At 49.7% G+C, this 8,550-nt stretch carries 11 protein-coding genes; 7 read left to right on the forward strand and 4 right to left on the reverse strand.

The genetic code is table 11. The features are described from left to right. Positions 1–328: 328 nt before the first annotated feature. A complete protein-coding gene (locus FYJ45_RS33375) occupies positions 329–580 on the reverse strand; it encodes a GNAT family N-acetyltransferase (RefSeq protein WP_408609547.1) in 252 nt (83 codons plus the stop codon). A gap of 207 nt (positions 581–787) precedes the next feature. Between FYJ45_RS33375 and FYJ45_RS28285 the strand changes: the two genes are divergently transcribed. Beyond that, complete coding sequence (locus FYJ45_RS28285; RefSeq protein ID WP_154468301.1) at positions 788–1,363, forward strand: SGNH/GDSL hydrolase family protein; 576 nt, start codon at positions 788–790, stop codon at positions 1,361–1,363. A 20-nt stretch (positions 1,364–1,383) separates the two neighbouring features. Here the strand turns inward: FYJ45_RS28285 and FYJ45_RS28290 are convergent, their stop codons facing one another. The 3 genes from FYJ45_RS28290 to FYJ45_RS28300 are packed head-to-tail and all read right to left on the reverse strand — an operon-like array spanning position 1,384 to position 2,870. Next, a complete protein-coding gene (locus FYJ45_RS28290; protein WP_195842032.1) occupies positions 1,384–1,881 on the reverse strand; it encodes a flavodoxin domain-containing protein in 498 nt (165 codons plus the stop codon). Next, the gene (locus FYJ45_RS28295; protein ID WP_154468303.1) at positions 1,878–2,237 is read right to left on the reverse strand and encodes a hypothetical protein; all 360 of its coding nucleotides are present in this window, start codon (positions 2,235–2,237) and stop codon (positions 1,878–1,880) included. Before FYJ45_RS28295 ends, FYJ45_RS28290 begins: the two co-directional genes overlap by 4 nt. Before the next feature lie 3 nt (positions 2,238–2,240). After that, a complete protein-coding gene (locus FYJ45_RS28300; RefSeq protein WP_154468304.1) occupies positions 2,241–2,870 on the reverse strand; it encodes a TetR/AcrR family transcriptional regulator in 630 nt (209 codons plus the stop codon). 183 nt (positions 2,871–3,053) lie between these two features. On the opposite strand from FYJ45_RS28300, the gene FYJ45_RS28305 reads away from it, so the two are divergent. The 6 genes from FYJ45_RS28305 (at position 3,054) to FYJ45_RS28330 (ending at position 8,441) form a co-directional block, all read left to right on the forward strand. After that, positions 3,054–3,437: a GntR family transcriptional regulator gene (locus FYJ45_RS28305; RefSeq protein WP_276914641.1), complete on the forward strand. Its 384-nt coding sequence runs from the start codon at positions 3,054–3,056 to the stop codon at positions 3,435–3,437. Beyond that, positions 3,430–4,305, forward strand: coding sequence for an ABC transporter ATP-binding protein (locus FYJ45_RS28310; protein ID WP_154468305.1), 876 nt, complete (start codon positions 3,430–3,432; stop codon positions 4,303–4,305). The genes FYJ45_RS28305 and FYJ45_RS28310 overlap by 8 nt, the downstream gene beginning before the upstream one ends. Further along, on the forward strand, positions 4,302–4,946 hold the full coding sequence (locus tag FYJ45_RS28315) for an ABC-2 transporter permease (RefSeq protein WP_154468306.1): 645 nt from the start codon (positions 4,302–4,304) through the stop codon (positions 4,944–4,946). Before FYJ45_RS28310 ends, FYJ45_RS28315 begins: the two co-directional genes overlap by 4 nt. A gap of 124 nt (positions 4,947–5,070) precedes the next feature. Continuing rightward, positions 5,071–5,922 carry a helix-turn-helix domain-containing protein gene (locus FYJ45_RS28320; protein ID WP_154468307.1) on the forward strand — a complete coding sequence of 284 codons (852 nt, stop codon included), beginning with the start codon at positions 5,071–5,073 and terminating at the stop codon, positions 5,920–5,922. Next, positions 5,915–8,011 (forward strand): HelD family protein, encoded by a 2,097-nt coding sequence (locus FYJ45_RS28325; RefSeq protein ID WP_154468308.1) that lies wholly within the window; start codon positions 5,915–5,917, stop codon positions 8,009–8,011. Before FYJ45_RS28320 ends, FYJ45_RS28325 begins: the two co-directional genes overlap by 8 nt. A 289-nt stretch (positions 8,012–8,300) precedes the next feature. Beyond that, entirely contained in the window at positions 8,301–8,441 is a 141-nt protein-coding gene (locus FYJ45_RS28330; protein WP_154468309.1) for a helix-turn-helix domain-containing protein, read from the forward strand. Positions 8,442–8,550 lie beyond the last annotated feature (109 nt).

The raw sequence follows: 8,550 nt of genomic DNA on the forward strand, positions 1-8,550 counted from the left end.
CGCTAATATTAGCGCATTGTCAATCATCAACAGAATAATACTAAAAATACGAAATAAATAAGTTTAAAAACTGAATAACTCGTGTTGCATTTCGTGTTGCATAGTATGGTATTATAATATAATTAAGTGCAATATACTACAAATAAATGTATAATAGAACAAGCCAAAATAGCGTAAATTCAGGAAAAGGCTTAAATACGACATTCTTGATTCGGTATTGTTCCGAGTTCAAGTCTTGTCACTCCGATGGAAAAGCCTGGTTTTTACCAGGCTTTTTTGCTGCCCATAAAATGAACGTTGTGCCTTTGCAGTTTATTCCATATACAGATTACGATATCCAAAACCAATAATAAGGGCGCTTCTTGAATAAATGGAAACCGCATTTTTCTGCCGCCATGCGGGAGGCGGTATTAGATTCCACGCAGTCCCACTGTACTGTCAGGTTTTCTTCAGAACAGCTGTTGAGCATATGCTCTGTGAGAAAAGCGGCGATGCCGCGCCTTCTGTACGTTTCCTCCACTTCAATATCCACAGCTATTATATTTTCATATCTTGCGGAGCCGAAAATGATACCAACGATTCTTCCTGCTTTTCATTTTTTATTGTTTTGGAGTTTCCGGCCACAGCGGAATATTTTTCCGTCTGTTCCCATAGCGGTTCTTTCTTTATTTTTATGATGAAAAATATCCTACGGTATATTATGATTAATACATCAGGATTAGTAGAAAAGTATTGGCTTTGCCGGATGAAAATCTGTGGAAAGCCAAAGAAGAGGAGAAAACAGGGAATGAGAGTTTTATTTATTGGCAACAGCCACACCTATTTTAATGATATGCCGGAGATTTTTGCGGAGCTTGCGAGAAAGAAGGGGATTGCCTGTGAGGTGACGATGATCACCCATGGCGGCTGGTTCCTCCATCAGCATCAGAAGGAGCCGGAGGTCAGATTTAACATTCTTTATGGACATTATGACTATGTGGTCCTTCAGGAACATGCCCATCCGTTCGGGCCGAAGGAGGACATGCTTGAAGCGGCAAAGTCGATCAATCAATGGATTCAGGAAGCCGGAAGCACACCGGTTGCCTATATGACCTGGGCTGAGAAAACGAATGAAGCCGGACAGCAGAAACTGACGGAGGCATACCGGGAAATGGCGGAACAGCTGGGGGCCGTGCTTGCGCCTGTGGGCGAGGAATGGTGGAAGTATAAGCAGGCCCATCCGGAAACGGAAATGTATGCGCCTGACGGCGAGCATGCCTCAGAGACCGGTTCCAGGCTGGCGGCGGAAATCCTGCTGCGGGTAATTCTGGAGCATGACGCGGGGAAAGGCCTTACGGCGGATAGGCCCGCACAGACCGTGTGAATGCGTGGCGGCGGCAGGTATCAGGCCTGCGTCCTGAGAATCCCGCGCAGAAAAGCTTGCGCACCTGCAATGTCACTGGTGTCAGGATGTCCCTTGGCAATCCCGCCGATAAACTTCCAGGGGCCGAAGGTATCAAACCCTTTACATTGGTAATTCCCCAATACGGTACAGCCATAGCCTTCCAGAAGGGAGGAAAAGGCTGTGCCGTATTTTTTCTGGTTTGCGCCGCTGGTCAGCAGTGTAAAAACCCTGCGGCCCTTCAGCTCCTTTTGGTGAGCCTCCAGGAAAGACTGCATTGAGGCATGGGGCCTGCCCATATAAATGCCGGAGGCCAGGCCGATGAGCTCATAACGGGAAAGTTCCGGGAGGCAGTTCTCTGACAGAGGCATAACAGCAATGTCAGACAGCTGTGCAGCAGCTTTTTTTACAAGGGTCTCCGTGTTCTGATGATGACTGGAGCAGTACAGGATCAGGCATCTTTTTTGTCGGACTTCAGGGGCGGTTTTTGATTCATTCATTTGGAATTCCTCCTTCGGGGGCGTTTCCATGTACCGGTTCCGGGACTGACAGATGCATGGGAACAAGCATTGCACAGAAACAGGCAGCCTCCCGACAGATAGCCTGGCAGCCGTGCCGTCTGGGACAGCCGCGTTGCCTGGGACAGCCTCGCTGTCTGGGACAACCACATTGCCCGTGGCGTCCGCAGCACGAAAAAAATGTGAACCGGGCAGAGGAGGAAGAGCACGGCGGATAAAGGCTTATGCAGCTTCATAAAAAGCCGGTCTGCTTTTTTCGGGCCGAATTTCCTGGATGCGGCCTTGGCAAGCAGGAGGAGAAAGCATAAAAAGCACAGGGTTCCCGTAAAAATTCCCATTCGTCACTCCTCCTTTTTCAGTGAGGCGAGCAGCAGGCGGAAGCCGTACTGCAGAAAGTCCGGCCTTTTCATTCCCATCCTGTTTTCAATATAGGTTTCTTTTTCATAGGCCATGGGGATCAGGCTGCCCAGCGAGGCCCACAGGGTAAAAACAGCGGGCAGGATGGAGAGATCCTGCCGCAGGTATTTTTCCCGGATTCCCTGTTCAAAACATGCGGTTAGGATATCGTCGATCTCCTCGCCCACGTCATAAATCCGGCGGAGGATTTCACTTTCCGCTAAAGCCTGCTCGTCAACGCTTATATATCCCAGTATACTTGTAAAATATATAGGCTTGCCGGCATAAAGGGAACACAGCCTGTTACAGACCGCAAAGTACCTGCTTTCAAAATCCGGGTTTTCCCGGATGCAGTCACGCAGGGTATCCCTCAGACTGCACATGTAGCTGTGAATAATGTAGTTATATATTTCATCCTTACTATGGAAATAAACATATATGGTTGATTTGCTGTATTCCGCAGCCCTGGAAATATCGTCCATGGTGGTCTGGCACACGCCCTTTTCGGAAAAAAGATTCTCCGCGGCAGCCAGGATATTCTGCTGATGAAAGCGGACTAAATGTTCTTTTTTCATATTTTTTATCCTTACTATACTGATATTATGATAATCGTACTATGAGTTCGATTTTCTGTCAAGGACGACTGCCAATATTTTACTTGGAAAATCAGTTACATGGCCATTGACAGATAATAACACAACTGTTATAGTGATGTGCATAACAGCATATCAGCCAGCTGATGAAGGAGGGACCGAGATGTGAAAATTGTGGTATCAAACAACTATGACGGCCCGATTTACGAGCAGATAAAAAGCCAGATACTTCAGGCAATACTGTCCCGGGAGCTTATGCCGGGAGATATCCTGCCCTCACTGCGTTCCCTGGCCAGAGATCTCAAGGTGGGGGTGCTCACGATTAACCGCGCTTATACCGAGCTGGAAAGTGAGGGCTACATAGAGAATATCCAGGGAAAGGGCTGCTTTGTCGCGCAGAGCAGTGAGGAACTGATTAGAAACCACCTGATAGGGGAGGCCAGGGCGATGTTCGCCGATGCCATCCGGGAGGCGAGGAAAGCCGGAGCCGGCGATTCACAGATAACCGACCTGTTCAAACAATGTATGGAGGAAAAAATAAATGGATAGCATGCTGCATGTGGAGGCATTGGAAAAATCATACGCGGATTTCAGGCTGAATAATATCAGCTTTGATCTGCCCGAAGGCTATATCATGGGCCTGATCGGCCCTAACGGCTCCGGTAAAACGACGACAATTAAAGCGATACTGAATATGACGGAACGCGACGGCGGGAAAATAACCGTGTTCGGAAAAGACAATATTGCCTCCGAGCAGGAGATAAAGAAGGATATCGGCGCTGTTTTTGATTCCAGCAGCTTTGTGGATGAGTGGACGATGGCTGATGTGGAAAAAGCCTACACGCTTTTTTATCCCGCCTGGGATTCTGAGAAATATTGGTCCCTGCTTTCCAGGTTCAGGATTGGCAAGACAAAGAAGGTGAAAGAACTGTCAAAGGGAATGCAGATGAAGCTCATGCTTGCCTGCGCCTTTTCTTACGACGCCAGGCTTCTGATTCTCGATGAACCCACAAGCGGCCTGGATCCGGTATCCCGTGACGAGCTGCTGGATATCCTGTGTGAGTATATTGAGGATGGCCGCCGCAGCGTGCTTTTTTCTACCCACATCACACCTGATTTGGAAAAAATCGCGGACTACATCACCTATATCCACCTGGGACAGCTGATTTTTACAGGAACAAAGGAGGATTTTGCGGACAGCTTCCGCGTTGTGAGGGGAGACAGGAAGGAGCTTACCCCCGGACTGGAGGCCCGGCTCATCGGACTGCGCACTTTCCCCACAGGCTTTGAGGCGCTGATCAGGAAAGAGGATTTGGCCGCTGCCGGCCGCCTGGAATATGTTCCCGCATCCATTGATGATATTGTGGTCTTTATGAGCAGACAGACCGACAGAAACAATCAGGAGGAAAACATATGAACCCTGCTATGAAATGTATGAAACTTGATTTTATGCTGCTGAAGCCCTATGTAAAATCCGTGCTGCTGGTGCTTCTTGTACCGCTGATGTTTCCTTTTTTTACAGGATCCTTGCTGGAAGGGCTGTCCTTCGGCGTTACGGTGACGGCCATGACGACAGCATACACCTTCTCCATATCTGAAAAAAATGGGATGGAGCGGTTTTACGGCTTCCTGCCCGTGGGCAGGGGAAGCCTGGTAGCGGGCAGATATCTTGCCGTATTCGGAATCGGTTACCTGGCGCTGCTTTTGGAAACGGCGCTGCAGAGCGCAATTCTGCTCTGGGCGGTAAAGTCCCCGCCGTCGGGCGGCGAGCTGATTTCTTCCCTGCTTCTGGGCATGCTGCTGTTTACCATATACGCAGGGGTACAGCTGCCCGGATATTATAAATACGGCTCGATTAGAGGAAAAATATTTATGTTTATTCCCACTGTCGGCTTTCTTGTATTTTATTATCTGGCAGGAAAGCTGGGGATAGGCGAAGCATGGCAGCTTCTTTCCCGTCCCGCCGCCGCTGTGGGCTGCGTATTGGCGCTGTCGGCCTGTATCATTGGAATTTCCGCGGCGTTTTCCATACGGATTGTAAACAAAACCGGCCGTTAGAATAAAGGTCGGAGGGTAAGGGCCGGTCTGCCGCGTGCGGGCCGGCTTTTTTCTTAAAAAAGCAAGATTGATGAAAAATATCCCGTCACGGTTGGGTATAATAAGGCTTCGGAAGGAGGAGAACATGCAAAAGAATATACAAAATATTACGGCAGTCATTGAATATATAGAAGCGCACCTTACCGAAAAACTGGACTTGGATACCATAGCGGATGCCGTCCACTATTCCAAGTACCATCTGCACCGGATGTTTGCCGATATGACGGGACTGACGGCGCATGACTACATACAGAGAAGGCGGCTGACGGAGGCGGCGAAGCTGTTGGTTTTTTCAGATAAGCCGATTCTGGAAATCGCGCTGCTGGCGGGGTATGAAAGCCAGCAGGCCTTTACCGGGATTTTTACAGCCCTGTATAAAATGCCGCCCAACAGATACCGGGAAAACGAACGTTTTTACCCGCTGCAGTTAAAATACAGCCTGGAGGGGAGCTACAGCATGCTGGAGAATAAGGAAAACAGGCCATGGGAGGCCGCTTTTGCCCAAGAAACCGACATTCCCTGCTGGATGGAGCTGGTGCACCTTGTGGTGGATGGCTTTCCCTGCCTGGATGAGGAAGAATATATCCAGACCCTGCAGGAAAAAATCCGTGCAGGACAGGCGCTGATACTGAAGGACGGAGGTATCGCCGTGGGAATCCTGCTTTTTGACACTGAGACAGGAAATATTGATTTTATGGGAACCCATCCGCTTTACCGGAAAATGGGCATTCCCAGGGTTTTTCTTAACAAGGTGATGGACGAGCTGGCAAAGGGCCGGGAAATCAGTATCACCACGTACCGGGAGGGGGATAAGGCGGACACCGGACAGCGCCGTGAAATCAAGGGACTGGGCTTCGCAGAGGCGGAGCTGCTGGTGGAATTCGGCTATCCTACACAGCGGTTTGTTCTGAAGAAGGAGGAACCAGGCGATGCATAAAGACAGCGGGGAAAAAATAACGCGCAGGCGGCAGGAGAAGCCCCTCCCTTTCCCTGAGGAGCAGATCCACCTGGCTCAGACACTGGAACGGCTGGAGGAGGCGTTTGCGGAAGCGGGAGAAAATGCAGACAGGCTGGAACAGGAATACAGGGAGGCCAAACGCTACATGGCGGACAACCGGGGCGAGATCGACCCGCATGAAATGTTCCAGAACGAACTTCTTTTAAAACAGACCGACAGGACAGGCGCTTTTGCCGCAGGAGTGAGGGACAGAATCGCCAGACTGAAGGAGTCCCCCTATTTTGCCAGGATAGATTTCAGAGAGGACGGCAGCCCTGCGGATGAAATCTATTATATTGGCCGCTTTGGCTTTCAATATAAGAAGAAGCCCCTGATATATGACTGGCGCGCCCCGGTATCAGGTATGTTTTATGACTATGAAAACGGACCGGCCTCTTTTGAGGCCCCGGCAGGCAGGATCACGGGGCTGCTCACGAGAAAACGGCAGTTTAAAATCACAGGCGGTGTGATGGAGTACGCGCTGGAAAGCTCCCTGAATGTGCAGGACGATGTGCTTCAGAAGGAACTGAGCGCAACCTCGGATGAAAAAATGAAATCCATCATAGCTACAATTCAGAAGGAACAAAACCGGATCATACGGAACGAAAAGACGGAAACCCTCATCATCCAGGGAGTCGCGGGCTCTGGCAAAACCTCCATTGCCCTTCACAGAATCGCCTTTTTGCTTTACCGCTTCCAAAAGGAATTAAGCTCGCGCAACGTGACCATAATTTCGCCCAACCGGGTTTTCGGCGATTACATAGCAAACGTTATTCCTGAGCTGGGAGAGGAGCCTATTTTCGAACTGGGTTTTGCCGAGCTTGCACAGCTGCAGCTGGAGGGCGTTATCGGCTTCGTGCCGGAAAGCGATCCGTCGGATACGCAGGATGAAAAATTCCGGGAACGGGTGCGGTACAAATCAACCCTGGAATTCGTAAGACTTCTTGAGGAATACCGTAGACAGCTACCTTACACTGTTTTTTTACCGGAAGATTACCGTTGGGGCCGTTTCTTTGTGGAGAAGGAATGGATCCGGAAGCGATTTTTAGCCTACACAAAATTCCCGGTAAAAAAGCGCCTTGCGCTGACTACCGGGGATATCCGGGAGCGTATGCAGACGGAAAATATCAGAGGGGAAGAACTGCCGCGTGCAACGGCAATAGAAAAAAGCCTGATGAATATGCTTACCATAAAGGATTCTCTGGCGCTATACCGTGATTTCTATGAAAAAATGGGAATTGCCGGGTTGTTTGCCATGCCTGCGCCACGAACGCTGGAATGGGCGGATGTCTGTCCCTTCCTGTATCTGCACGCCGCATTTGAAGGGCTGGAGGAAAGCGGTGTGACAAAGCATCTGGTCATAGATGAAATGCAGGATTATACGCCGGTACAGTATGCCGTCCTCAATGAAATGTTTCGCTGCCCCAAAACCATATTGGGCGATTTCGGCCAGCGCCTGAACCCAAACCATCTGCATACGTTGAAGGATATCCGGCGGATGTACAAAAGCGCCGAATTCGTGATGCTGAATAAAAGCTACCGTTCCACTTATGAAATCATTTCCTTTGCCAGGCGCATCTGCCCCAACGATCTGTTGGAAGCCATGGAGCGGCACGGAGAGGAACCTCAGGTAATTGCCTGTGGAGACAGGCAGGCGCAGATAGGCATAATCAGAGAAAAGGTGCAAAGCTTTGAGGAACGAAGGGAAATGGGGAAGAGCGCTTCCATGGGCATTATCCTGAAAACGGACAGGGACGCGGAGGCGATGTATGATGCCCTGGCAAGACAGTGTAAGGTGACGCTGATATCCCCGGAAAGCACCGGGTTTTCCAACGGGGTATCCATAACGTCGGTGCGGATGGCGAAGGGGCTGGAATTTGACGAAGTGGTGGTGGCGGATGCGGATAAAAATACGTACGGGGCCGAGTTTGACAGAGGGCTGCTTTATGTTGCGTGTACACGAGCTATGCACAGGCTGACGGTGATTGGGGTGGGGGAGCTGGCGGAGTTTGGTGACAGGGAAAAATAGGGAGAGACAAGGATGCGGCAAGGAGGCAGTGGGAAGAGAAGCTATTATGGATTGCAGCGTGGATGGAACTTATGACATTGGATGGTGGACGGGAGGGATTTGCCTGCGGTTCAACTGATTCAACTGATATTTGAATGGATGTTTTTAACTGTATTCAACCATTACTTGTTGGAAAAGGCGGTTGGGATTTGATACGATAATGCTGCGGACGGAAAACTGTCAGTGAAAAAATGTTAGTGGAAAGAAAACTATCAACGGAAAGGAAACTATCAGAGGAAAGGGAGAAAATATGTTTGATACGAAGGAAATAGGCAGGAAAATTTCAGAATTCAGAAAGGTCAGTAATATGACACAGATGGAGCTGGCGGATCGACTGAATATCAGCTTTCAGGCAGTGTCCAACTGGGAAAGGGGAGTTTCCCAAAGTTAAAGATACCACATCAATCCCACGCGGACTTTTGCTCAACCGATACAGCCGGAGGGCTGGATAACAAGAAAAGGCGGTATGCGCCCCGTGGAGGGGTAGCGTACCGCCTTTT

The sequence above is a fragment of the Eisenbergiella porci genome (assembly GCF_009696275.1).
Lineage (GTDB): Bacteria > Bacillota > Clostridia > Lachnospirales > Lachnospiraceae > Eisenbergiella > Eisenbergiella porci.

Bases quoted from the DNA above. Each gene is read 5' to 3' on its own strand.
- FYJ45_RS28285 (WP_154468301.1), top strand. From the start codon at position 788: ATGAGAGTTTTATTTATTGGCAACAGCCACACCTATTTTAATGATATG.
- FYJ45_RS28290 (WP_195842032.1), bottom strand. From the start codon at position 1,881: ATGAATGAATCAAAAACCGCCCCTGAAGTCCGACAAAAAAGATGCCTG.
- FYJ45_RS28295 (WP_154468303.1), bottom strand. From the start codon at position 2,237: ATGGGAATTTTTACGGGAACCCTGTGCTTTTTATGCTTTCTCCTCCTG.
- FYJ45_RS28300 (WP_154468304.1), bottom strand. From the start codon at position 2,870: ATGAAAAAAGAACATTTAGTCCGCTTTCATCAGCAGAATATCCTGGCT.
- FYJ45_RS28310 (WP_154468305.1), top strand. From the start codon at position 3,430: ATGGATAGCATGCTGCATGTGGAGGCATTGGAAAAATCATACGCGGAT.
- FYJ45_RS28315 (WP_154468306.1), top strand. From the start codon at position 4,302: ATGAACCCTGCTATGAAATGTATGAAACTTGATTTTATGCTGCTGAAG.
- FYJ45_RS28320 (WP_154468307.1), top strand. From the start codon at position 5,071: ATGCAAAAGAATATACAAAATATTACGGCAGTCATTGAATATATAGAA.
- FYJ45_RS28325 (WP_154468308.1), top strand. From the start codon at position 5,915: ATGCATAAAGACAGCGGGGAAAAAATAACGCGCAGGCGGCAGGAGAAG.
- FYJ45_RS28330 (WP_154468309.1), top strand. From the start codon at position 8,301: ATGTTTGATACGAAGGAAATAGGCAGGAAAATTTCAGAATTCAGAAAG.